Annotated in this window: 25 protein-coding genes; 12 read left to right on the forward strand and 13 right to left on the reverse strand. The window is 60.7% G+C overall.

Annotation, left to right across the window (positions count from 1 at the left end):
- Positions 1-14: 14 nt before the first annotated feature.
- On the forward strand, positions 15-1673 hold the full coding sequence (locus tag ACNAOT_RS11595) for an amidohydrolase (RefSeq protein ID WP_420178131.1): 1659 nt from the start codon (positions 15-17) through the stop codon (positions 1671-1673).
- Between the two features lie 215 nt (positions 1674-1888).
- Positions 1889-2632, forward strand: coding sequence for a polyprenol monophosphomannose synthase (locus ACNAOT_RS11600; protein WP_091470758.1), 744 nt, complete (start codon positions 1889-1891; stop codon positions 2630-2632).
- Positions 2633-2716: 84 nt separating this feature from the next.
- On the opposite strand, the gene ACNAOT_RS11605 is transcribed toward ACNAOT_RS11600, so the two are convergent.
- The 4 genes from ACNAOT_RS11605 to ACNAOT_RS11620 all read right to left on the reverse strand — a co-directional run bounded on the left by ACNAOT_RS11605 (position 2717) and on the right by ACNAOT_RS11620 (position 5776).
- Positions 2717-3064, reverse strand: a complete 348-nt coding sequence (locus ACNAOT_RS11605; RefSeq protein WP_011774875.1) for an RNA polymerase-binding protein RbpA — start codon at positions 3062-3064, stop codon at positions 2717-2719.
- Positions 3065-3322: 258 nt separating this feature from the next.
- Positions 3323-4300, reverse strand: a complete 978-nt coding sequence (locus ACNAOT_RS11610; protein ID WP_091470760.1) for an SPFH domain-containing protein — start codon at positions 4298-4300, stop codon at positions 3323-3325.
- A 91-nt stretch (positions 4301-4391) separates the two neighbouring features.
- Complete coding sequence (locus ACNAOT_RS11615) at positions 4392-4853, reverse strand: NfeD family protein (protein ID WP_043471323.1); 462 nt, start codon at positions 4851-4853, stop codon at positions 4392-4394.
- Positions 4854-4933: 80 nt separating this feature from the next.
- A complete protein-coding gene (locus tag ACNAOT_RS11620; RefSeq protein WP_420178132.1) occupies positions 4934-5776 on the reverse strand; it encodes a methyltransferase domain-containing protein in 843 nt (280 codons plus the stop codon).
- A 68-nt stretch (positions 5777-5844) separates the two neighbouring features.
- Between ACNAOT_RS11620 and ACNAOT_RS11625 the strand changes: the two genes are divergently transcribed.
- A complete protein-coding gene (locus tag ACNAOT_RS11625) occupies positions 5845-7866 on the forward strand; it encodes a S9 family peptidase (protein ID WP_420178133.1) in 2022 nt (673 codons plus the stop codon).
- Positions 7867-7887: 21 nt separating this feature from the next.
- On the opposite strand, the gene ACNAOT_RS11630 is transcribed toward ACNAOT_RS11625, so the two are convergent.
- A complete protein-coding gene (locus tag ACNAOT_RS11630) occupies positions 7888-8562 on the reverse strand; it encodes a peptide deformylase (protein ID WP_420178134.1) in 675 nt (224 codons plus the stop codon).
- A 53-nt stretch (positions 8563-8615) separates the two neighbouring features.
- On the opposite strand from ACNAOT_RS11630, the gene ACNAOT_RS11635 reads away from it, so the two are divergent.
- Entirely contained in the window at positions 8616-9023 is a 408-nt protein-coding gene (locus tag ACNAOT_RS11635; RefSeq protein WP_017200970.1) for a nuclear transport factor 2 family protein, read from the forward strand.
- Between the two features lie 18 nt (positions 9024-9041).
- Here ACNAOT_RS11635 and ACNAOT_RS11640 read toward each other — a convergent pair whose 3' ends face one another.
- The 3 genes from ACNAOT_RS11640 to ACNAOT_RS11650 are packed head-to-tail and all read right to left on the reverse strand — an operon-like array spanning position 9042 to position 12050.
- On the reverse strand, positions 9042-10172 hold the full coding sequence (locus tag ACNAOT_RS11640; RefSeq protein WP_420178135.1) for an FAD-dependent oxidoreductase: 1131 nt from the start codon (positions 10170-10172) through the stop codon (positions 9042-9044).
- Complete coding sequence (locus tag ACNAOT_RS11645; protein WP_420178136.1) at positions 10165-10917, reverse strand: class I SAM-dependent methyltransferase; 753 nt, start codon at positions 10915-10917, stop codon at positions 10165-10167. The genes ACNAOT_RS11640 and ACNAOT_RS11645 overlap by 8 nt, the downstream gene beginning before the upstream one ends.
- On the reverse strand, positions 10914-12050 hold the full coding sequence (locus tag ACNAOT_RS11650) for a type III polyketide synthase (RefSeq protein WP_420178137.1): 1137 nt from the start codon (positions 12048-12050) through the stop codon (positions 10914-10916). Before ACNAOT_RS11650 ends, ACNAOT_RS11645 begins: the two co-directional genes overlap by 4 nt.
- 131 nt (positions 12051-12181) lie before the next feature.
- On the opposite strand from ACNAOT_RS11650, the gene ACNAOT_RS11655 reads away from it, so the two are divergent.
- Both ACNAOT_RS11655 and ACNAOT_RS11660 read left to right on the forward strand, forming a co-directional pair.
- Positions 12182-14575: an ATP-binding cassette domain-containing protein gene (locus ACNAOT_RS11655; protein ID WP_420178138.1), complete on the forward strand. Its 2394-nt coding sequence runs from the start codon at positions 12182-12184 to the stop codon at positions 14573-14575.
- A 117-nt stretch (positions 14576-14692) separates the two neighbouring features.
- Entirely contained in the window at positions 14693-14980 is a 288-nt protein-coding gene (locus tag ACNAOT_RS11660; RefSeq protein ID WP_420178139.1) for a hypothetical protein, read from the forward strand.
- A gap of 80 nt (positions 14981-15060) precedes the next feature.
- Here ACNAOT_RS11660 and ACNAOT_RS11665 read toward each other — a convergent pair whose 3' ends face one another.
- The 4 genes from ACNAOT_RS11665 to ACNAOT_RS11680 all read right to left on the reverse strand — a co-directional run bounded on the left by ACNAOT_RS11665 (position 15061) and on the right by ACNAOT_RS11680 (position 17539).
- Positions 15061-15681: a hypothetical protein gene (locus ACNAOT_RS11665; protein WP_420178140.1), complete on the reverse strand. Its 621-nt coding sequence runs from the start codon at positions 15679-15681 to the stop codon at positions 15061-15063.
- A 362-nt stretch (positions 15682-16043) separates the two neighbouring features.
- Positions 16044-16472 (reverse strand): VOC family protein, encoded by a 429-nt coding sequence (locus tag ACNAOT_RS11670; RefSeq protein WP_420178141.1) that lies wholly within the window; start codon positions 16470-16472, stop codon positions 16044-16046.
- 87 nt (positions 16473-16559) lie between these two features.
- Positions 16560-17015, reverse strand: a complete 456-nt coding sequence (locus tag ACNAOT_RS11675; RefSeq protein WP_420178142.1) for a VOC family protein — start codon at positions 17013-17015, stop codon at positions 16560-16562.
- A gap of 146 nt (positions 17016-17161) precedes the next feature.
- On the reverse strand, positions 17162-17539 hold the full coding sequence (locus ACNAOT_RS11680; protein WP_420178143.1) for a VOC family protein: 378 nt from the start codon (positions 17537-17539) through the stop codon (positions 17162-17164).
- Positions 17540-17685: 146 nt separating this feature from the next.
- On the opposite strand from ACNAOT_RS11680, the gene ACNAOT_RS11685 reads away from it, so the two are divergent.
- Both ACNAOT_RS11685 and ACNAOT_RS11690 read left to right on the forward strand, forming a co-directional pair.
- Complete coding sequence (locus ACNAOT_RS11685) at positions 17686-18075, forward strand: DUF3054 domain-containing protein (protein WP_420178144.1); 390 nt, start codon at positions 17686-17688, stop codon at positions 18073-18075.
- 72 nt (positions 18076-18147) lie between these two features.
- Positions 18148-18426 carry an Lrp/AsnC family transcriptional regulator gene (locus ACNAOT_RS11690; RefSeq protein WP_017197606.1) on the forward strand — a complete coding sequence of 93 codons (279 nt, stop codon included), beginning with the start codon at positions 18148-18150 and terminating at the stop codon, positions 18424-18426.
- 31 nt (positions 18427-18457) lie between these two features.
- On the opposite strand, the gene trpD is transcribed toward ACNAOT_RS11690, so the two are convergent.
- A complete protein-coding gene (gene trpD / locus ACNAOT_RS11695) occupies positions 18458-19516 on the reverse strand; it encodes an anthranilate phosphoribosyltransferase (RefSeq protein ID WP_420178145.1) in 1059 nt (352 codons plus the stop codon).
- Between the two features lie 112 nt (positions 19517-19628).
- Here trpD and ACNAOT_RS11700 point away from each other — a divergent pair, with 112 nt between their 5' ends.
- From ACNAOT_RS11700 to ACNAOT_RS11715, 4 genes are all read left to right on the forward strand, one after another.
- A complete protein-coding gene (locus tag ACNAOT_RS11700) occupies positions 19629-20303 on the forward strand; it encodes a cytochrome c oxidase subunit 3 (RefSeq protein ID WP_017197604.1) in 675 nt (224 codons plus the stop codon).
- Between the two features lie 88 nt (positions 20304-20391).
- Entirely contained in the window at positions 20392-21180 is a 789-nt protein-coding gene (locus ACNAOT_RS11705) for a c-type cytochrome (protein WP_091467705.1), read from the forward strand.
- A 96-nt stretch (positions 21181-21276) separates the two neighbouring features.
- Positions 21277-22347: a ubiquinol-cytochrome c reductase iron-sulfur subunit gene (locus ACNAOT_RS11710; RefSeq protein ID WP_026005323.1), complete on the forward strand. Its 1071-nt coding sequence runs from the start codon at positions 21277-21279 to the stop codon at positions 22345-22347.
- Positions 22325-23998, forward strand: coding sequence for a cytochrome b (locus ACNAOT_RS11715; RefSeq protein WP_178993937.1), 1674 nt, complete (start codon positions 22325-22327; stop codon positions 23996-23998). Before ACNAOT_RS11710 ends, ACNAOT_RS11715 begins: the two co-directional genes overlap by 23 nt.
- The last annotated feature ends 13 nt before the right edge of the window (positions 23999-24011 follow it).

Raw genomic sequence — 24011 nt, forward strand, 5'->3', positions numbered from 1 at the left:
GAGGAGCACAACGCATGAATCAGCCAGGCGTGCCAGCCGGCCAGGACCGCACCGCGAAGGACCGCAAGGTCACGATGTACCGCAACGGTTCGATCTATACCGCCGCAGATCCTTTTGCCACCGCGCTGGTGGTGGACGGGGATACCGTTGCCTGGGTCGGCTCCGAACAGGCTGCTACTTCCATAGTTGACTCATCCATGGAGGTCATTGACCTCCGCGGAGCCCTCCTGGCGCCGGGATTCGTGGACTCCCATGCACACCTGACGGAGTCAGGCCTTGCCCTGTCCGGACTGCAGCTCACCGGCGTACGTTCGGCCAAGGAACTACTCGACGCCGTTGCCTCCGCCAGCGGCTCGGGCACAGTCCTGGGCCACGGTTGGGATGAAACGACGTGGCACGACTCCACGCTCCCCACCTTGGAGGAAATTGACAGGGCGTCTGCCGGGCGGGCTGTCTACCTGTCACGCATCGACGTCCACTCCGCCCTGGTTTCGTCGTCGTTGGCCGCGGCCGCAGGGCTGGATGGCCTCGATGGTTTCTCCGGCACCGCCCGCGTTGTTCGTGCGGCACATACGGCCGCCCGGCTGACTGCACGGAAGTTCCCGGAACACGAACGGCGCGGATACCAGGAGTCAGCCCTACAGGAGGCCGCTTCGCACGGATATGTCGCCTTGGCCGAGATGTCCGCACCGCATATTTGCGGGGCCGAGGACCTCAGGATGGCCATGTCCTGGAACGAACACGGGAACCGGCCGGAGGTGCTTGCCTATTGGGGCGAGTTGGCTACCTCGGAGGAGCACGCCCAAGCTATTCTTGACGGTTTAGGCGCGAGGGTCCTGGGCCTTGCCGGCGACCTCAATATTGACGGTTCAATCGGCTCCCGCACAGCGGCCCTCGTGGATGACTATTCCGATGCACCGGGCCAACGTGGCAGTTTGTACCTGTCAGTGGCCGATGCCACCAAACACCTTGTGGCCACGTCCCTCCTGGGAGTTCAGGCTGGGTTTCATGTCATAGGTGACGCCGGGCTGGGGGCAGTGCTGGAAGCATTGGACGCAGCGGCTGACGAGGTGGGCGAACAGCGCCTCCGGTCAGCCGGCCATCGGCTGGAACACGTGGAGATGGCTGACCAGTCCGCCATCGACCGGCTGGCCAAGTACTCAGTGTCGGTCAGCGTGCAGCCCGGCTTCGATGCTGCGTGGGGTCACCCGGGCGGGCTCTACGAACAGCGCCTGGGTGGCCGCAGCCAAACGATGAACCCCTTTGCTTCCTTCTACGCAAGCGGCGTCCCTATCGCTTTCGGCAGTGACAGCCCTGTCACCCCTCTCCGCCCGTGGTCGAGCGTACGAGCCTGCCTGGAGCACAGCAACCCGGAGCAAAGGATCTCGGCTCGTGCCGCATTCTTAGGCCATACACGGGCGGGGTGGCGGGCTACCAAACACCGGAACCCGCTGATGGGCCAATTGGTCCCGGGCGCGCCGGCCAGTTTCGCTGTGTGGGAAGTGGACGAACTGATGGTCCAGGTGGCTGATAGCCGCGTTCAGTCCTGGAGCACTGATCCACGGGCACGGACGCCCCTTTTGCCGGCCCTGGACACCGGCAGCGACCCCCGTTGCCTTCAGACAGTGCGCGAGGGTCGAGAGTTGTTCGCCCACGAGTCGCTGAGGGTGTGAGGCAGGATTTTGCCGCTGCCGTGCGGCGCCTGAACTGGGGCAATGAACGAAGCCAGGTCTGCCCATCATTGTTCTGCCTGTACCCGGACAATGTGTCCGGGACCACAACCGCCAAATGAATCCTTGCCGTCGTCCTATAATGGAGAGTTGCGCCAGAACGCCAGCCGCCAGGCTGCTCCGGCACACTGACCGCTCCATCAAGGAAAGGCCTCTTCTTGCGTGTCCTGACGATCATTCCCACCTACAACGAGCTGGAATCGCTCCCCGTGACATTGGGACGGCTGCGCGCAGCAGTACCCGACTCCGATGTCCTGGTGGTCGACGACAACAGCCCTGACGGCACGGGAAAGCTTGCCGACGGCTTCGCGGCAGAGGACAGCCAGGTGCATGTCCTGCATCGCAAGGGCAAGGAAGGCCTTGGGGCCGCCTACATCGCCGGCTTCAAGTGGGGACTGGCTGCAGGCTATGACGTCCTGGTTGAAATGGACGCCGACGGTTCGCATAAGCCGGAGCAACTGCCGCTTCTGCTCGACGCCGTCAAGGAGGGTGCAGACCTCGCCATGGGCTCCCGGTGGGTTCCCGGTGGCAGCGTGGTTAACTGGCCGCTCTACCGCCAGGCAATCTCCCGCATCGGCAGCACCTACGCCCGCATCATGCTCGGCGTCAAGATCAAGGACGTCACAGGAGGCTACCGGGCATTCCGCCGCAGCACGCTGGAGGCGCTCAACCTGGACGAAGTGGAGTCGGTTGGCTACGGCTTCCAGGTTGACCTCGCGTGGCGCGTGGCCAAGCTTGGCCTGCGCATCGAGGAGCGTCCCATCACTTTCGTCGAACGTGAGCTCGGGGCATCGAAGATGAGCGGCAACATCGTCGTGGAAGCCATGATCAACGTCACCAAATGGGGACTGGCAGCACGTTGGGAAAAACTCACGCGCAAGTCGCCCGCAGTGGCAAAGTAGCTCGTACCTTTCCAAGCAGAAAGGCCGGGTCCGGTTCCCAAGAGGAACCGGACCCGGCCTTTGTCTTTAAATCAGCAACCGATATTATGCGGAGCGGCGCTCTCCACGGCGCTCACGCAGGATGTTCAGACGGTCCTCGAGGATCTGCTCGAGCTCGGGAAGGCTGCGGCGTTCCAGGAGCATGTCCCAGTGGGTGCGGACAGCTTTCTCGTTGGCGTCCACAGGTCGCTCGCCATCAACCAGCAGCGCTTCCTTGCCGGTCTTGGAAACCCATACGGGGGGAATTTCGGCTTCGGAGGAGAAGGTCACGAAGACCTGCTCGCCATCCTCGCAACGGTACTCGACCCGCTGGCGCGGTGCCGGTTCAACGCCGGATTCTGTTTCCATGCTTTGGGCGCCAAGACGCATACCCCGCAGGCTGCGATCGCTCATGATTACTCCCTCTGTCTGTTCGCGGAGCAGGAACTCCGCGCTAGCCGTAAGCCGTTTTCACGATCCTTACGGACTACTTCTGCACACCTTGCATCACTAATTGCAACGCCTGGCCAAGCTTTAATGTTCCATCCACGCTGAACCAGCCGGACAAATATCCCATTATACGCGGATCATCGCCAACTACTCAAAAGGAACCAACAGACAACGAGCGGTCAGCCTGAATGGCTGACCGCTCGTTGACCCTGCGACAGTGGATTATTCAGCTGGCCGATGCTGCGGGACTGCTGCTGCCGGGTCTGAAGTCCCGGACTGTTCATTGTTTCCAAAGAGACCAACGGGGGAGTCACCGTTGTTGCCTCCAAGGGCGCCGCCGATACCCTTGAGCGCCTCACCGACTTCACTCGGGATGATCCAGAGCTTGTTCGAGCTTCCCTCGGCGATCTTGGGGAGTGTCTGCAAGTACTGGTACGCAAGGAGCTTCTGGTCCGGGTTGCCCTTGTGAATGGCGTCGAAGACCTTCTGGATGGCTTGGGCTTCACCGTCTGCCCTGAGGATGGCCGCCTTCGCGTCACCTTCAGCCGCGAGGATGGCTGCCTGCCGTTGCCCTTCGGCGGTGAGAATCTGCGACTGCTTGGTGCCTTCAGCCGTCAGGATCGCAGCACGGCGGTCCCGCTCCGCGCGCATCTGCTTCTCCATCGAGTCCTGAATGGAGTGGGGCGGATCAATCGCCTTCAGCTCGACTCGGGACACGCGGATTCCCCAGCGGCCCGTAGCTTCGTCCAAGACACCACGCAGCTGGCCATTGATCTGGTCGCGGGAGGTCAAGGCTTCTTCGAGGTTGAGCCCGCCCACCACGTTACGAAGTGTGGTGGTGGTCAACTGCTCCACGGCCTGGATGTAGTTGGCGATCTCGTAGGTTGCCGCCCGGGGATCAGTGACTTGGAAGTAGACAACGGTGTCGATCGAGACCACCAGGTTGTCCTCGGTAATGACCGGCTGAGGCGGGAACGACACCACCTGTTCACGCAGGTCAAGCAACGGCAGCAGCCGGTCGACGAACGGGATCAGGATGGTTAGTCCCGGGTTGAGCGTCCGCTGATACTTGCCGAGGCGTTCAACGACGCCGGCACGTGCCTGCGGGATGATCCTTACCGAACGGACCAACACGATGATGACAAAAATGACGAGAACAATCAGCACAATTGCCGCTGCTGTTCCTCCTAAGCCGTCCATACATCTCCTTCATTCCCCAATTGCGTGGTTTGATGCGACTGGACCCGGGCAGGCTGCCCGGATCGGCAACCGCTGAAATTCAAAGGCGCGCCTAGCGCGGGCTGTTCTCGGCAGGCGAGGCTACTACCGCCGTCGCGCCGTCGATCCTGGTGACCTGGACCGTCGAACCGGCGTCGAGAACACCGGCCGTGCTGCGGGCGCTCCACACGTCTCCGCCGATCTTCACGAGTCCGCTGGTTCCGCTCACGGCTTCAATGACCAGAGCGGACTGACCGATGAGCCGGTCGATATTGCTGCGCTGTTCCGCCGGTCCCTTGTGAAGGTGCTTCATTGCTACGGGCCGGACAAAGACAATCATCAGGAGGGAGACCACTGAGAAGATCACGATTTGGAGCCAGAAGTCGGCCCCCGCGAAGTCAGCGATCAGCCCGGCAAGGGCACCGCCGCCCAGCATGATGAAGAAGAGGTCGAGGGTAAGCATCTCCACCACTGCGAACGCGAGGAAGACCGTGAGCCAGAGGGCCCACCAATTCTCGCCGAGCCATTCAAACATCATTTCCCCCTTGGTCCCGGATCCCGCGAGCGGGATCACAGTCACTGTTCCTCCATCCTAGCCCGACGTTCCGTCCCACGTCAGGAGACGACGAATTCGCTGATCCGGAACTTCGCTGTGGTTGCCACGGAACCTTCCAAGGTTGCCAATTCGGCCAACTCCCCACGATTCAGATGGTGCCCGGCCGGACCCATATAGGCCAGGTCAGCTACCTCCTGGCCACTCAGCAGCAAGGGAAGGTCCAGGCTTTGGCTGGTGCCAGAGTCAAAATAGCCCTTCATGGATTCTGCCAGCCGCTCATCCTTGCCCTCTTCAATGCCAAGCATCCCTGTCCGGGCTGCGATCTCAGCGAGGTGGCCTGGCCTGGGTGTCACAACAATCAACGAGCCCCCGGGGCGCAGCACACGGGCAAACTCGGCGGGGTTTCGCGGGGCAAAGACCACTGTGACCACGTCCGCAGTGTTATCCGCCATGGGCAGCGGACGCCAAACATCCCAAACAAGGTTGGCGGCCTGCGGATTGAGCCGGGCGGCGCGCCTCAGTGCGAACTTGGAAATGTCCACACCGATTCCCGTCGCCCCTGACATCTGAAGGACCGCGGCCAGGTAGTGCCCGGTCCCGGTTCCGGCGTCCAGAACCAGCGCGTCGGGACGTTGAAGTGGTCCGGCGGCGGCTTGGGCAAGGGCTCGGGCAAGTCCGGAGTAGTGTCCGGCCTCCAGGAACCTGTGACGGGCTGCCACCATGTCCGCAGAATCGGCTTCGAAGACCGTGCCTTTGCCTGTCAGCAGGTTGAAGTAGCCCTGTTTAGCGGCGTCGAACAGGTGTCCGGCCTCACAAGCGAGAGTCCGCTGCTGGCCTTCCCTGAGCTGGAACGTCCCTTGGCAAACAGGACAGCGGAGGGCAGCAACAGCGTGGGACAACATGGCTTCAATCCTACGGCGGACGGAGTGTCTGGTGCCGGGCGTGGAACCGCCGGGCTAGGCTCACCAACGTGAAACCCGAGCAATTGCATCTGCTGAACACCGTGTCCGCCCCGGCAATCCACCCCGACGGCAGCAAGGCGGTGGTTTCCGTCGTGAGGCCGGACTTTGATGCTGACAGCTATGTCGGCCAGCTGTGGAGCATTCCTTTGGACACCACCAAGTATCCGCGACGCATCACGCGCGGCTTCCGGGACAGTTCCCCGGCTTTCTCTCCCGACGGCCTGGTATTGGCGTTCCTCAGGAGCGACCCGGACGGCAAGCCGCAGCTATTCGTCGTGGAGGCCGCGGGTGGCGAGCCACAACGGATCACGGACCAGCAGGCCGGCGTGGGTGGGTTCGTGTGGGCGCCGGACTCCCACCGCATCGCGTTCGAGGCCCGCGTGCCCGAGCAAGGCCGTTATGGAACGGTGGATGGAGTCCCATCCGGCGGTGAAGATGCCCGCCTGATCACCACCAACCAATACAGGATGAATGGCCTCGGCTATACGGCAGATCAGCGTCAGCAGCTGTTTGTGGTTGAAGTCCCGGAGCTGGGCGGCGAACCGGTGGTTATTCCGCGCGGGAGGGCCGCCCATGAACAGCCGACGCGGACGGGTACACGGGTTCCTACTGCACAGCAGGTGACGTTCGGCGACTCGGACCACGAGTCGCCGTGCTTTTCAGCTGACGGCTCCCACCTGTACTTCGTTGCCGCCCTCCATGAAGGGCACGACGACGACCTGGTCACCTCCGTCTACCGGATCGGCGCCGGCGGCGGCCAGCCGACCGTCGTCGAACCTTCCAACAAGACGTTGCAGACTGTCACGGCTGTCCGTGCCTCCACGGACGGCCGTTGGCTGTTTTACGTGGCCCAGAACTTAGGACACACCGGCAAGGACTTTGTGGCTCGGAATTCTGTTCTGTACGTCATGCCCATCGCAGGGGGAGAGGCTGCGGCGCTGACCGACGAGGAACATTTGGACGTGTCCGGTCCGCTGGAACCCAGCGGACCAGCCAGTGTGCTGGTGCTGAACACAGCGTTGGGAAGTGTCGAACTGCTGGACGTGACGGCGGAAGGTGGGATCACACCCCTGGTCCACGGTGCCCGGGTAGTTGTCGGGGCGACGGTGGCTGCCAACGGGGAAATTGCCGTAAGTTTCTCCGATTCCTCAACCGTGGGAGATGTCGCGTCACTTGAACGGGGAGAGATCCGCCTCCTCACGGACTTCTCCGCCATCCTGCGCAACAACTCCCGTGTAACGGAACCTCTGGACTTCGACGCCGAATCCACCGACGGACACCCCCTTCATGGTTGGGTCGCCTTGCCTGATGGCCCAGGCCCACACCCGGTCCTGCTCACCATCCATGGCGGCCCCTTCTCCCAGTACACAGGCGCATTCTTCGATGAAGCGCAGGTTTACGCCGCTGCAGGGTACGCAGTTGTCATGTGCAATCCACGAGGGTCCGCCGGCTACGGCCAGGCCCATGGGCGCGCCATCAAGGAACGTATGGGGACGCTGGATATGCAGGACGTGCTTGCGTTCCTCGACTCAGCGTTGGCCTCCTTTGACGCCTTGGATAAAGACCGGGTGGGGATCATGGGGGGTTCCTATGGTGGCTACCTGACCGCCTGGACCATCGCCCACGATCACAGGTTCAAGGGTGCGATTGTGGAGCGCGGCTTCCTGGACCCTGTCAGCTTTTCGGGTTCCGCGGACATCGGTTGGTTCTTCGGGGCCGAATACACCGGAGGGACACCGGAACAGATGACGGCCCAAAGTCCCATGGCCGTAGTTTCGCGTGTCGATACACCTACCTTGGTTATTCACAGCGAGAACGATCTACGGTGCCCCATCGAACAGGGTCAGCGGTACTACGCACATTTGAAGGCCCAGGGCGTGGACACTTCCCTGCTGATCTTTCCTGGGGAAGACCACGAGTTGTCACGGTCCGGGACGCCACATCACCGGAGGCAGCGCTTTGACCACATTCTCCGTTGGTGGGCGCAGTACCTTCCAACGGATGCCAATCAACCAGAGGACCAGCCGTAGCCGTACTGGCCGGATTCTACGTCAGCGAAGGAATCCCAGAGCCCGGCGGGCCTCGTCAATCTCCGGCGCGAACCACCGGGCCGAGTGTTCAGCATTGCTGGAAAGGGAGCGCAGTTCGGCCCGGTCCAGATACAGGATGCCGTGGAGATGGTCCGTTTCGTGTTGCACAATGCGGGCCTGCCACCCCGAGAACCACTCTTCCACGGGTTCGCCCGCGGGACTTGTGTAGCGCAACTCGACGTTCCGGTGTCGTGTCACAACAGCCTGATACCCGCTGACGGAGAGGCACCCTTCATAAAACGAGGCCGTCTCAGTACCGAGTGGACGGTACTCCGGGTTGATGACCGCGAAAAATTCCAGCTGTTCCCTGTGACGCACTGCCGCAGACTCCGGGTCCACCTCATATTTGTCTTCAAGGACGGCCAGCTGCAGGGGGATGCCCAGCTGTGGGGCGGCCAGTCCAACGCCCGGGGCGTCATGCATGACGTCCCTCATTCGTTCGATGAAAGCGGCCAACTCGGCATCATCAACCTGGCCGTCATACGGGGCCGCCAACTGCCGCAGTACGGGGTGCCCGGCCTGCACAATGGTCGGGAGCCCGTCTGCATCAAGCAACCGTCGGACAGCGTCACGTATCCGGGTGGGGTTGTAGTCCGTGGCGGGGCTCGTGGCCTCAGGATGAGGTTGGTGCGTCATACAGTGAGCCTAACGCGATGAAGGCATTCGCGAGTGTGGGCTAGGCTCGACGAATGATCGATTCCACCCCTTTGGATTGTGTACTCGGGTTTGTTCGAACGGTTGAAGCCGGTGGCGGGGCTGCTGAACTGCGGCCTTTCCTGGCCGACGATTTCAAGCTCACGGAGTGGCCGCACGCCCTGTCCAAAACGGGCTCCACGCGGAACTTGGCAGAAACGTTGGCTGGCGCAGACCATAGCAAGGACATCGTCTCCGATCAGCGTTTTGAGGTGGTCCGCACAACAAGCCAGGACAACCGGGTGGTACTGGAGATGAACTGGTCAGCCACACTGCTTCTTGACCTGCCGCACTGGGACCGCGGCGATACCATCCGGGCAAGGAGCACTGCGGTCTTCGAGTTGCGGGATGGCCTGATCATCAGCCAGGACACGTACGACTGCTACTACACGACGCCGGAATAGCCCGCGCCCCGGAAATACCTAACGCATGGTGAAGCGACGCTCCACCAGTTCTGAAATTGCCGGTACAGCCAGGGCGCTTGCGAAGAGCATGTTCCTTGCTGCCATGGCGGGAGGCGGCAGCGGTCTGCCCAGTGCCATGTTGAGCCCTGCCTGACGTGAAGCGCGAAGCGCCGCTTTCCTGCGTAACTTCTCGAAATTCACCACTTCGCGTCCTACGTTGGCGCCCCGCAGGGATGCATCCATGATGGGGCCCAGAGCTGCAGCATCCAACCAGCCAAGGTTCATTCCCTGCCCTCCGATGGGGCTGATTTCGTGCGCCGCATCCCCAAGAAGCACCACCCTGCCGTGAACCATGCGCTGAGTCAGCCGCGACCGTACTTCAAAAGCACTCAGCATCGAGTTGCCGGCTATGTCCAGCACCTCACCGGTCCTGGCTGTGATCAGCTCAGCGAGCCCCACCGGCGTCGGATTCCTGTGCGGTGCGCCCAGCCTGACAACCCATCTGCGGACACCCCCCGGCAGGGGAAAAGACTCCACGATTCCTTCGGGTTCCAGGTACAAGACGGCATCGGAGCCATGCCCGGTGTCATCCGGGAAGTCGCCCATGGTGTAACAGTCCGGATAGCTGCGGGCGGGCACCCCCGGCAGGTAGCGTCGACGGATGGTTGAATGCGCTCCGTCGGCGGCTATCACCAAACGGGCTCCCACCTCCAAGCTGCCGGAAGGCGAATCTGCGCGGACTCGCAAGGTACTCCCGGTGGCGTCGATCTCCTGGACGTCGGCACCCCGGACGACCGCATGAGCATCCAGTTCCTTTACCGCCAACTCCAGGACTTCCTCGGTGATCATCTGCGGAACGGCAAGGATGAAGGGAAAGGCAGCGTCGCCGTCGAACGCGAGCTCGGCCACCCGCCGTCGCCGGCTGTACGCCACACCCCGCCTAATGTGGATCCCGGCAGTTACCAAAGGGTCGGCGACTCCCGCGCGTGCCAGCTCCGCCAATGCCGGAGGGTGGATTCCGATGGCCCTCGAACTGCTACTCCTGTTGCTCCGGCGCTCCAGTATGCGGACCTGGTGCCCCCGCTGGAGCAACAGAACCCCCATGAACAGGCCTACTGGCCCCGCACCGACAATCACGACGTCAGGCACGGTCCTCCAATGGGTGCCTGGCATCAGCTTGGGGAAATTCACGAACCGGACCTTCATGAAAGAGGAGATGGTGCCACGGCCCGTTTCGTTCCACTGACCATGAGGATGGAACAACGGCTTTCAGTTCCGCCGCGGTGTAACTGCGCCTGATGGACGTCAAACCATCCCCGCAAATATAGGAGCCGACGCCCAACGGCCAAAAGCCCGCAAGGAACAACAGGTACGCGATGTTGCTGCGAGTGAGGTCGTTATGGAGGCAAAGCCCCCGGCTTAGCAACTCTGAATCGTGGAGGACCGCCGCAAGCTGCCCCGGTTCCAGGTGGTGAAGGATGTGGTTGGAGATGACGACGTCGAATTTCCGCCCTTCAGCGACCAGCTGGGAGCTGTGTGCCTTACGGTAGCTGACACCTTCCACGCGAGGCGCTTTGGAGGCGAAGGCAAAGGCTCTCTCATCCGGGTCAATCGCTGTGACTGTGAGCCTGAAGCCATCCCGCCGGGCCCACCGCGCAAGGCTCCGAGCCACATCACCGCTGCCACCTCCGATGTCCAGCACGGACGCCGAACCATTGGTTACCAACAGCGGACGGAGTCGTCGACGATACGTCCCGTGCCACCCCGATAACAGCCTGTTCACCACAGGAAAACGAGCGTAGGTCCTGTTAAGGCGCCTGGGATCGCAGTCAGCTTTGTCCATCTCCTCGACGGCGTGCAGGTCCCTCTCCTGGAGGGATCCCCAAGGCCTCACAGGGCGGGAGAGACCAGTGTAAAAAGTCCCGTCTCCACCGTCAGGCCGGGGCCGAACGCCATGGAACAGATACGCTCCTCACGTTCACTGACCGGCTGCTCCAGCATGTACTTCAGGACGAACAACACAGTAGCGCTGCTCATATTCCCGTATTCCCTCAGTGTTTCCCGCGCCGGAACCAACTGCTCCTGGGTGAGTTCCAACTTCGACTCGACCTTGTCCAGGATGCTGCGGCCGCCGGGATGGATGGCCCAGTGGGTAATGTCGCGGTAGGGGAGGCCCGCCACTGAAGGATCCTTGGCGAGCAACGGCGCCAGGGCACCGGTGATGTGTTCCTCGATAATGTGGGGGACGTACGAGCCCAGGACCATTTCAAATCCTTCGTCGCCGATGTTCCAGGCCATCGCTTCCTCGCCCACAGGCGTCAGGACCGTCTCAAAGTGGTCCAGCCGGATGGCCGGCTCGGGTCCCTGCAGTTCCCGCGCAGTTACGACGGCGGCCGCCGCGCCGTCGCCGAATATCGCGGACCCCATGATCGTGTCCGGGTCGTTTGAGGTCCGCACATGCAAGGAGCAGAGTTCAACGCAAATCACCAGGACAACCGCAGTGGGGTCGGCAAGGCAAAACTGTTTGGCTGCCTTGAGCGCGGGGAAAGCTGCATAGCAGCCCATGAATCCAAGGTGGTAGCGCTGGACGGCAGGGTTGAGCCCCAGAGCCCTGACCACCTTGTAGTCCGGACCGGGATTGAAAAATCCTGTGCAGGACACGGTGATGACGTGCGTGATGTCATCCAGGTCGATCCCCGGCGCTTGAGCCACTGCGGCTTTGCCTGCCTCCACGAACAGCTTGGTGGCTTCAGTTGCAAAGATCTCGTTCCGGACTTTCGTGCTGGGGCTCAGGACCCGATTGGTCTCGGGGTCGAAAAACTGCGGATTCTCAGGATGTGCATCAAGGCTGAGCTCAGCTACAGCGGTGTACCGGGTGTCTATGGCTGCTGAGTCGAAACAAGTGCTCACGAGGCGCGTTCCCAGCCTTGTAAGCCCGGGTTGGGATGCGAAAACGTCACGGGCTTGCTGCTGGACAAGGATGGTTTGCGGAACGGCGGTTTCAAGGGACCTCATGTATACCGGCATGCTTCATTCTTAGCGAGTAAACCGAGGAAGACAATGGCAGAATCAAACGTACTGACCGTTGCCGGTCAGAGAGAGCCAGGCGACGCCGACGGGGGACTGTTGGGCAACGCCGCCTAACAGATGGAGAAATCATGACTATTGCCACGAGCACGGACACGCAATCTCCCGGGTCCCATGTTGCGGACACCCACGATTTGATCCGGGTCCAAGGTGCACGTGAAAACAACCTGAAAGACATCAGCATTGAGATCCCGAAGCGCCGGCTCACGGTGTTCACGGGCGTCTCCGGCTCCGGGAAGAGTTCACTGGTCTTCGCGACCATCGCCGCAGAGTCGCAGCGCATGATCAACGAAACCTATAGCGCTTTTGTACAGGGCTTCATGCCGTCCTTGGCGAGGCCCGACGTCGACGTGCTTGAAGGCTTGACGACGGCGATCATCGTGGACCAGGAGCGAATGGGCTCCAACCCGCGCTCGACCGTGGGTACCGCCACGGACGCCAATGCCATGCTGCGGATTTTGTTCAGCCGCCTTGGCCAGCCCCACATTGGTTCGCCCAACGCCTACTCATTCAACGTGCCCACGGTAAAGGCCAGCGGCGCCATCACAGTGGAACGCGGAGAAGGCAAGACCAAGACCGAGAAGGCCACGTTCAATCGCTTGGGCGGCATGTGTTCCCGCTGTGAGGGGATGGGGTCGGTCAACGACTTTGATCTCACGGCTCTCTACGACGACACCAAATCCTTGAGCGAAGGCGCCCTCACCATCCCCGGCTACACCATGGATGGCTGGTATGGACGCATCTTCAGCGGCTCAGGGTTCTTCAACATGGACAAGCCCATCGCAAAGTTCACCAAGAAGGAACTCCACGACCTCCTCTACCGTGAGCCCACCAAAATCAAAGTGGAGGGGATAAACCTCACCTACGAAGGCGTGATTCCCAAGATCCAGAAGTCGATGCTCAGCAAGGATGTAGACGCCTTGCAGCCGCACATTCGCGCCTTCGTGGAGCGGGCCATAACCTTCACCACATGTCCCGAATGCGAAGGCACAAGGTTGAGCCCCGAGGCAAGGTCCTCCAAAATCAAGGGCAAGAGCATCGCTGACGTGTGCACCATGCAAATCAGCGACCTCGCAGACTGGGTTCGCGAACTTGATGAGCCCTCCGTAGCTCCTCTGCTCAAGGGTCTCCAGCACCTCCTTGATTCTTTCGCCGGAATCGGATTGGGTTACCTATCCCTTGACCGACCCGCGGGAACGTTGTCCGGGGGAGAGGCCCAGCGGACAAAGATGATCCGGCACTTGGGGTCGTCCCTCACGGATATTACTTACGTCTTTGACGAACCAACCATTGGCCTGCACCCACACGACATCGAGCGAATGAACCAGTTGCTGCTGCAGCTTCGCGATAAGGGCAACACGGTGCTGGTGGTGGAACACAAGCCGGAAACCATCGCGATCGCTGATCACGTGGTTGACCTGGGTCCTGGCGCCGGGACCGGAGGCGGCACGGTTTGCTTCGAGGGCGACCTTGAGGGATTGCGGGGGAGCGACACCATCACCGGGCGCCACTTGGATGATCGGGCGTCCATTAAGGACAGTGTGCGTTCCGCCTCAGGTCATTTGGAAATCCGGGGCGCCTCAACAAACAACCTTAAGAACGTCGACGTCGACATCCCCCTTGGCGTTCTCTGCGTCCTCACCGGGGTGGCTGGGTCCGGCAAGAGTTCGCTGATTCACGGCTCCGTAGCCAAGCGAGACGGTGTCCTGGTGATTGATCAGGGCGCCATCCGCGGATCCCGCAGAAGCAACCCCGCCACGTATACAGGCCTGCTGGAACCCATCCGTAAGGCTTTTGCGAAGGCCAACGGTGTCAAGCCGGCACTGTTTAGTTCGAACTCCGAGGGCGCGTGCCCAACGTGTAACGGAGCGGGTGTGATTTACACGGACCTGGGTGTGATGGCCACGGTTGAGTCGCCCTGTGAAGAGTGTGAAGGAAAGCGCTTTCAGGCGTCTGTGCTGGAGTACCGGCTGGGTGGACGCAATATTGCAGAGGTGCTTGCAATGTCTGTGGATGAGGCTGAAGTGTTCTTCAGCGAGGGCGAAGCCCGGACCCCGGCTGCCCACAAGGTTCTCGATCGCCTTGCCGATGTTGGCCTTGGCTACCTAACGCTGGGGCAGCCACTCACCACATTGTCCGGTGGTGAGCGCCAGAGGCTCAAGCTGGCAACGCAGATGTCCGAAAATGGAGACATTTACATCCTGGACGAACCGACCACCGGCCTGCACCTGGCTGATGTCCAAAACCTGCTGGGCATGCTGGATCGTCTTGTTGAGTCCGGAAAATCGGTGATTGTCATCGAACACCACCAAGCTGTCATGGCACATGCTGACTGGATCATTGATCTTGGACCAGGCGCCGGACACGACGGCGGCAACATCGTTTTCGCAGGAACGCCGGCTGAGCTCGTGGCGGATAAGCCAACGCTAACGGGCAAGCATCTGGCTGCTTACGTCTCGGCGTAACGCGTCCATTGGTGTGGTCGCTCGGAAGGCATTCATAGCGACCACACCAACCAGCCCCACCCGCTTCCCAGAGACACTCCCATAACGCCGATAATCTACATTATGTAAAGTAAAGAAGTGATTGACACTCCCCAGGGCGAAACGAACCCGGCACGATTCTGGGCCATAACCGACGGGCCGGAGTTACATCACATCCACCAGGTTGGCATGGAAAACCGCGCATACAGGAAGCAATCGGGCCGCTACTGGGAGTTGACGGCAGTTGACGGCACTTGCCATTTGCGTGCGCTAAACGTCCACGCGCGCATTATGGTAGACGACCACCAATTCAACTCGATTTATTCAGGTAATTCAACGAAATTTTCAAAACCAAAAATCGATGGCCACCCTGCCGCTTTCGAGTAGTCAGCAAAATTCGCGGGTTGCAGCAAAACAGGGCGGGTGTTCCCTCAAAGAGACACCCACCCTGCCTTTATGGATAATGTCTAATCGGACGGCGTGGCGCCAGAGCGTCGGCGTGCAATCACTACCGATGCGGCGCCCGCTGCCAGGACGCCTGCTCCAGCCAGCCCCCAAACAATGAGGCCGGGATCAGTAGCCAACTTCTCCGGCCCTGCTGCTGCACGAGCGTCTGTGACGCTGGAGACAGCAACGAAATCGGAATCATGGTTGCCACCTCCCTTACCGTTGCCGTTGTTTCCGCGTCCGTGGTTGCCGTTGTTTCCGCGTCCGTGGTTGCCGTTGTTTACAGCCACCCGTGCAGACCGAGTAACTCCGGACTCTGAACCAACCGCTGTGATCATGTAGCTACCCGCATCTTCGAAAGTGACGCTCGTAGTGATGGCGCCATCACCGTTGGCGATAACGCCGAAGTTCGCTGGAGCGCTCCCCTGTGGTCCGCCCCTCTTCTCGAAAGTTATGTCGACTGTTTCGCCTGGGATGTATCCGCTGGCGGAGAAGGTGATGGTTTCACCGCGGTCAATCGTGCCGTCGGAGACGGTTCCTTGCTCATTGCCTGGTGCCGGGTAGGTGCTGGCTACGGCTGGTGCAATACCAGCGAACATGACGGTTCCCGCAACCATAAGAGTTGTGATGGTCTTTTTCATTTGTTTCCCTTGAGATCAATTAGTAAATCTACGTAAATGACGGCCTAACCGCTACGTAAATAACTTGTGGAACCCCCATATGCAATAGCAAGCGAAACGTTATCACGCAGACGCTACCGCGACAAGGCAGGATTGAACGATTACAAATCCTTAACCAGCCGTTTACTTGACACAACTATCTCACTTACTTCATTTCTCAGACAGTATTTGTGACAACATCAACAGACTCTGTGACAAGCAGGCGAGCTGCAGCCGTGTGCTCAATCGGGCCGGGAACCAAAAAGGATGCCCATCCGGCAATCCGGATAGGCATCCCTGTTGTTGTCCTAGGCCGCCGGACTTCCGGCCGGCCACGAGCAGCGTTATTGGGCCTGCTGTGCTCCTGCAATGTTGACCAGCCAGCCGATGCCGAACTTGTCTACGCACATTCCGAAGGTGTCACCCCAAGGCGCCATCTCCAGCGGGACTGTCACGGTTCCGCCGTCGATCAGCTTGTCCCAGTACCCGCGGAGCTCCGCTTCATCCGCCGAGTCTCCACTCAAGGAGACCGAAATGTTGTCACCAGGGTTGTACTCCATTCCGGTGGGCGTGTCGGCAGCCATCAATGTCAATCCGCTTGGGGTCTCCAGCATGGCATGCATGACCTTGTTGGCTTCTGCTGGATCCTCGCTGGCCTGGTAGTCGCCGAAGGTGCTGATGTTTAGTTCGCCGCCAAAGACGAACTCGTAGAAAGTAATTGCATCGCGTGCGTTATCCCGAAATGAAATGTACGGGTTGAGGCGGGTCGTCATTGGTCAGTTCTCCTCATTGTTGTGATAGTCACACGTCATCGTGCGGCAATGCTAACAGCGCCAGGCGGCGCCTGTCCCCCACAGCGTTTAGTCGCCGTCGTACGCCCTTTGCAGAACATTGATGTCAAGCTTTCGCATCTTCATCATGGCCTCGAGGGCACGCTGTGAACCTTCGGGATCGGGGCCTGCCAACAGTCCGTTCATGGCCGTGGGAACGATCTGCCACGACAGGCCGAACTTGTCCTTTAGCCATCCGCATTGACTCTCCTGACCGCCGACAAGCAGGGCGTCCCAGTATTTGTCCACCTCTTCTTGAGAATCGCAATTGACCACCAGCGACACAGCCTCATTGAACGAGAATGCCGGTCCCCCGTTGAGGCCCATGAACTGACTGCCCTCGATCTCGAACTCAACAGTGAGCGCCTCTCCATCGGGCCCCTGCATGGTTTGTCCCATGGATGAATGATCGAAAGTCGATGTGTAAAACCGGGCAGCTTCAGCCGCTTGCCCGTCGAACCATAAACAAGTGGAAATCTTCTGCATCTGCGGCTCCTCCAGGGACGCGTCGGGAACAGCCTGTCCCCCGTCAGAGGTTAGTACCGTGCGATCGCCCACACAACGCCCGACGGCGGAAAGGGCCTTGGCTGGCCCGGTACCAGGTGCCGTGGTGATGGAGCGGTCACTGCTAGTCAGTCCCCCGACACGCGTATCCGACTCACCAGGCCCACGGTGTTGCCCTCACTGTCCTCGATGAAGGCCATCCACTCTTCCGAGCCGGCGGGACCCAAAGTGCTGTCTTCATGCATATGGATCACGTGCGGCTCGGCGATGATGCGCACTCCCCTGCGCCGAAAATCTGCCACGGTTCCTTCAAGATCTGCCACCTCGAAGTAAACGAGCGCCGACGGTGCACCTTTCTCCAACAGGAGGCGAACCCCGCCGACATCAAAGAACAGGAGGCCGGGCGGATCAAAGATGGCACTCGGTTCGGCGTCCAACAGCACTGCATAGAAAGCCGCTGCCCTTTGAAGATCTTCGGCATGCTGGGCCACCTGGACAAATCGCACGGCATCCTCCAAAACTGCGCTGCCACAAATCTGCGCTGCCGCGTGGGCACCTGCCCTCATGGTGACGGCCCATCGGACCACACGCAAGGGCTGTGGCCCAGGAGCCGGCTTCGCGCATGAAGGAAGGCCCGGATAGTGTCGGCAGTATGTCTTCACCATCTCGACTGTGGATTCCCGCAGCTATTGCCGACCTTCTGCTGATTCTTGTCTTCGCCGCCATCGGCCGCGACGCACACGCCCGCGGAGACATCATTTCGGGAGCCTTCGCCACAGCATGGCCGTTCCTGGCCGGAGCGGCAATTGCGTGGGTGGTCACTCGCGCGTGGGGTGCACCCTTGGCTGTATGGCCATCCGGGGTGAGCATCTGGATCGGTGCGGTGCTGGTTGGAATGTTGTTGAGGGCTGTCACTGGCCAAACCGTCGTAGTGCCTTTTGTCCTCGTGGCGCTGATCAGCCTTGGCGTATTCCTTCTCGGGTACCGGGTCCTTGCGACGCTGCTACTGCGGGCGTCGCGTAAGCGGCAACGCCGGGCGTGATCAAGCCACGCCAAGCGGGAATGCACTAGGCTGGAAACCGTCCGCAACGATGCATTTCCGGAAAGGCCCCACGTGATCACCGCTTTCGTCCTGATCAAAACCGATGCCTCACGCATACCGGAGACCGCCGAACAGATCTCGGCCATTCAGGGCATCAGTGAGGTCTACTCTGTCACCGGCGAATGGGATCTCATCGCGGTGGCAAGGGTGACCAAGCACGACGAACTAGCCGACGTGATCGCCGATCGCCTGTCGAAGGTTGCTTCAGTGGTCCACACCACCACTCACATCGCTTTTCGGGCGTACTCACAGCACGACCTTGATGCAGCTTTCGCGCTCGGATTCGAGTAACAACTCCGAATAACGGCGGGGCCGCCCATCGTCAGCTTTGGCTGAGGGCTATCCACTTAGCGAGTACTTCGGCGGCCTTACCGGAGTCAACGGACTCTGCTGCTCTTGCAAAAGCGGTGCGCATCCGCTCCTCAAGGCTCCCGTCGGCGTCGAGGTCGATTGACACCAGCCCAGCCGCGGCGTTCAGCAGAACGGCATCACGCACCGGACCCGTCTTACCTTCCAGGATTTCGCGCACTACTGCCGCATTGGCAGCAGCATCCCCACCGCGAAGGTCCGCAACGGTCGAGGGGCGGATCCCCAGGTCTTCAGGCGAAAACACCTGTTCCCTGACTGCTCCGTTCCTGATCTCCCAGACGGTGGAGGGGCCCGTGGGGGTCAATTCATCCAGTCCATCGTCACCACGGAACACCAGGCCCCGGCTGCCTCGGCGGGCCAGAACTCCTGCCACCAACGGCGCCATGCGGGCATTCGCTACGCCCACGGCGGAGGCTTGCACGTGCGCAGGATTGGTCATCGGCCCTAGGAAATTGAAGGCCGTGGGTACAGCCAGTTCGCGGCGCGGAACAGCTGTATGCCGGAACGACGGGTGGAAGACCTGGGCAAAGCAAAAAGTGATTCCCGCCTCTTCGGCGTTCCGCGCTACCTGCTCGATCGAAAGATCCAAGCGGACGCCCAAGGCTTCCAGAACGTCGGCCGATCCTGATGTGGACGACGCAGCCCGATTGCCGTGCTTCACCACCTTGGCCCCGGCTCCAGCGGCCACGAGCGCGGCCATGGTGGAGATGTTCACGGTGTTCAACCGGTCCCCGCCGGTTCCTACGATGTCCAGCTTCTCACCGGAAATATCGATCGGATTGGCGTGCTGGACCATGGCCGCAACCAAGCCGGCCAATTCTTCCACCGTCTCTCCCTTGGCACGAAGCGCAACAAGGAAGCCGGCGATCTGAGCGGGAGTCGCTTCACCGGACATGATCGTGTTCATGGCCCACTCTGTGTTGCCCACTGCAAGGTCGTCGCCGTTGATCAGTGCAGAGATGAGCCCTGGCCAGGTATTACTGGCTGCAGGTGCCGATGCCGGAGAAGTCACTCCCTGATGCTATCGAGCCAGCCACGCCGATGACCAATGTGAACGAGGCCGGGAACTTTTCCGCGCGAATTCGCGTCTTTGTAGAAAAAGTCTCCCGAATCGGTGGTTTGCATTGGGAAGTCTGGACTTTTACAGACATAATGTCCTTGTGACATCTGCGACCCATGCCCCCAGTACCCCGGCGCACCCGACGCTGAACCGCCCCAACCTGGTTTCTGTTGGAACCGTTGTTTGGCTGTCCAGTGAGTTGATGTTCTTCGCCGGCCTCTTTGCCATGTACTTCACCCTGCGCTCCACATCAGGAACGATGTGGGCCGAGGAGACGGCCAAGCTCAACTTCCCGTTTGCGCTCGTCAACACCATCGTCCTTGTGGCAAGTTCCTTTACTTGCCAGATGGGCGTCTTTGCCGCCGAGCGGCTCGAGCCGCGCCGCACCGGTGGGCTCCTGCAGTTCACGCGTTGGGGCATGACCGAATGGTTCTCCCTCACGTTCGTCATGGGTGCCTTCTTCGTAGCCGGCCAGACCATGGAATACGCCATGCTCGTTTCCGAGCATGTATCCCTGTCGTCCAACGCTTACGGCTCCGCCTTCTACATGACCACGGGCTTCCACGGTCTCCACGTCATCGGCGGCCTGATCGCATTCCTGTTCATCATCGGCCGCGCGTTCGCAGCCAAGAAGTTCGGACACTTTGAAGCGACGTCGGCGATCGTCACCTCGTACTACTGGCACTTCGTTGACGTTGTGTGGATCGGCCTCTTCCTGGTCATCTACGTTCTGAAGTAAGCCCGGCTTTGACTCTTTTTCTACAAGAGGCAGAATTTCAAGAAGCGGCTCTCGGAGCCGACGCAGGATCGAATAAAGGAACCACCACGTGAAGGCACTCTCGCAGAAGCGACGTCACCCACTGGCAGCCATTGCGCTGTTGCTGATGGGCCTCCTCCTCACTGGTGGGCTGTACGCCGTTGCCACAACTGTCAACCAGGCCAAGGCCAGCACCACAAGCTTCAGCGCAAGTGACGTAGAAGAAGGCGGCAAGCTCTTTGCCGCTAACTGCGCCACCTGCCACGGCATGGGTGCAAGCGGAACCCAGGACGGCCCCTCGCTGGTCGGCGTGGGTGCTGCTGCAGTTGACTTCCAGGTTGGCACCGGCCGCATGCCCATGCAGATGAGCGGACCGCAGGCCCAGCAGAAGCCCGCCCAGTTCAATGCGGAACAAACCAAGCAGCTCTCTGCTTACGTTGCATCCCTCGGTGCAGGTCCCGCTATTCCCGAACAGAACCTCCTCGACGGGAAGGGAGACGCAGCCAACGGTGGCGAACTCTTCCGTGTCAACTGCGCCATGTGCCACAACGCCGCTGCTGCCGGTGGCGCCCTGACCCGCGGCAAGTTTGCCCCGGCCTTGGCAGGTGTGAGCGCTGAGCACATTTACGAAGCCATGGTTACCGGTCCCCAGAACATGCCCGTCTTCAGTGACTCCAACGTCACCCCTGAGGACAAGCGCGACATCATCACCTTCCTGAAGACCATCGAAGCCAACGGGTCCCCCGGTGGCGCAGACCTGGGCGCACTTGGCCCGGTATCTGAAGGTCTGTTTGTTTGGGTTGCCGGTTTGGGTGTCATCATCGCATTCACGATCTGGTTGACGTCCCGCACGTCCTAACCCGGACACGACAAAACTTCTGCTGCACGGTCAGCAGTTTGAAACTGAAAATAACTCGGCCCCGGCCGAGACAACGAGAGAAGGATGAGGCGAATTATGGGCAACCATAGTGACGGCAGTCCGAACCACTCGGGCACCGTAGCTACGGCTGGTCAGAATGAGGTGGAGAAGTTCCAGGATCCTGGACTGCCTCCGCATCGTTTGCGCCTGGCTGACACGGACCCGGTAGCCGCAAAGCGCGCCGAGCGTCAGGTAGCCATTCTGTTTGGCACCTCTGTAATCGGTACCCTGGTGTTCCTGGTGGCATACTTTGCCATCGACTTGGGCGACGATACCTCTATTGCAACCATCCGTACCCAGAACCTCCTTCTGGGACTCGGTACTGCGTTCGCAATGCTGGGAATCGGCACCGGAATCGTGCACTGGGCCAAGGCCCTGATGCCCGATCACGAAGTGTCCGAAGAGCGCCACGCTATCCGTACTGAAGAAGATCGCCAGGCAGCAGTCCGTATTGTCGATGACATCGTCGACGAGACCGGCATCAAGCGTCGCCCGTTGATCCGCAACACCCTTCTTGGTGCCGTTGCACTTGCTCCCCTGCCTGCCCTTGCCATCTTCGGCGATCTGGGTCCGCGGCCGGACAACGCTTTGGCACACACCATGTGGGCGCCTGAAGGCGACAAGCTCAAGCGACTGACCCGCGACCCTGATGGCACCCCCATCAAGGCTTCGGATGTCACCATCGGTTCGGCTTTCCACGTGATCCCCGAAGGCCTCAACGAACTCCACGAAGGCAAGCTGAACGAGAAGGCAAAAGCCGTCGTTCTCCTGATGCGCCTGGACCCGGATTCGTTGAACCCCTCAGAGGGCCGCGAAGACTGGAGCTACAACGGCATCGTTGCTTACTCCAAGATCTGCACGCACGTCGGTTGCCCGGTTGCTCTCTACGAGCAGCAGACGCACCACCTCCTGTGCCCCTGCCACCAGTCCACTTTTGACCTCACGCAGGAATGCAAGGTCATCTTCGGACCGGCAAGCCGTCCGCTCCCCCAGCTGCCCATCGCAGTTGATGCAGAGGGCTACCTCGTCGCAACCAGCGACTTCAGAGAACCTGTAGGACCGAGTTACTGGGAGCGTGACGAGCATGAGCGCCTCATCAACAGCTGAAGCCCCCTTCGTTCCGAAGACCAAGGTTGGTAGTTTCACCAACTTCGTGGACGAGCGTGTTGGCGGCTCCGGCATCCTGCGCGAGTTCGGCCGGAAGGTCTTCCCCGACCACTGGTCGTTCATGTTCGGTGAGGTGGCGCTGTACTCCTTCGTCATCTTGCTGATGTCAGGTACCTTCCTGACCTTCTTCTTCGACCCCTCCATGGCGGAAACCCACTACCAGGGTTCCTACACGCCGCTGTACAACGTCGAAATGTCGGTTGCCTACAGCTCGTCACTGAACATTTCGTTTGACGTTCGTGGCGGTCTGTTCATGCGCCAGGTTCACCACTGGGCAGCGCTGTTGTTTGTAGCGTCCCTCGGTGTGCACATGCTGCGCGTCTTCTTCACGGGCGCTTTCCGCAAGCCCCGCGAAATGAACTGGGTAGTGGGCGGCGTGCTGCTCATCCTGGCAATGGCTGCCGGCTTCACCGGCTACTCCCTCCCCGATGACCTGCTGTCCGGCAACGGCCTGCGCATCATCGACGGCGTGATCAAGTCCATTCCGGTCATCGGAACGTACACCTCGTTCTTCCTCTTCGGCGGAGAGTTCCCGGGTACGGCCATCATCGGCCGTCTGTATGTCCTGCACATCCTCCTGGTGCCGGCGCTCATCCTCCTGATGATTGTCATCCACCTCTTCATGGTGGTCGTGCACAAGCACACCCAGTACCCCGGCCCGGGACGCAATGACGGCAACGTCGTCGGCTACCCCCTCGGCCCGGTATACGCCGCAAAGGCTGGTGGATTCTTCTTCATCGTCTTCGGCGTCCTGGCGCTCATGGCGGCAGCGTTCACGATCAACCCGATCTGGAACTACGGCCCCTACGATCCCTCCCCGGTTTCGGCCGGTACCCAGCCTGACTGGTACATCGGTTTCGTTGACGGAGCCCTGCGTCTTATGCCGGGTGTCATCAACGACTTCCACTTCGAGTGGGTCATCTTCGGATACACCCTGACCCTAAACGTCCTGCTTCCCGCGCTCGTACCGGCCGGCATCATCTTCACTGTGCTGTTCATGTACCCGTGGATCGAGCGGTGGGTCACCAAGGACAACCGCGAACACCACGTCCTGGACCGCCCGCGCAACGCTCCTACCCGTACTGCCATCGGTGTTGCAGGCTTCACTTGGTACTGCGTGATGTGGGCGGCTGCTGGCTCCGACCTGATCGCAACACACTTCCACGTGTCGTTGAACGATGTCACTTACTGGCTGCGGACACTGTTCTTCATCGGCCCTGTCATCGCCTTCATCGTGACCAAGCGAGTAGCACTGGCCCTCCAGCGCAAGGACCGCGAAATTGCACTTCATGGTCGCGAGACAGGCCGCATCGTCCGACTCCCCCACGGCGAGTTCATCGAGGTTCACGCCCCGCTGGATGAGTACAAGCGTTACAAGCTCGTCGGGTTCGAATCACCGGCTCCGATCCCGGCCCAGCCGAACGAGCACGGCGTAGTCACCCGCAAGGAGAAGCAGCGCGCGGCACTCTCCCGCTGGTTCTTCGAAGACCGTGTTGCCCCGGCAACGCCTGCGGAACTCGAAGCAGCACACGCACATGGCCACCACGAGGCCATCGCAGCTGGTGAAGACCAGAAGAGCCTGAGCCACTAGCGCTTAGCACTCG

The organism is Paenarthrobacter sp. TA1.8 (assembly GCF_048595705.1).
GTDB classification, from domain to species: Bacteria; Actinomycetota; Actinomycetes; order Actinomycetales; family Micrococcaceae; genus Arthrobacter; species Arthrobacter nitroguajacolicus.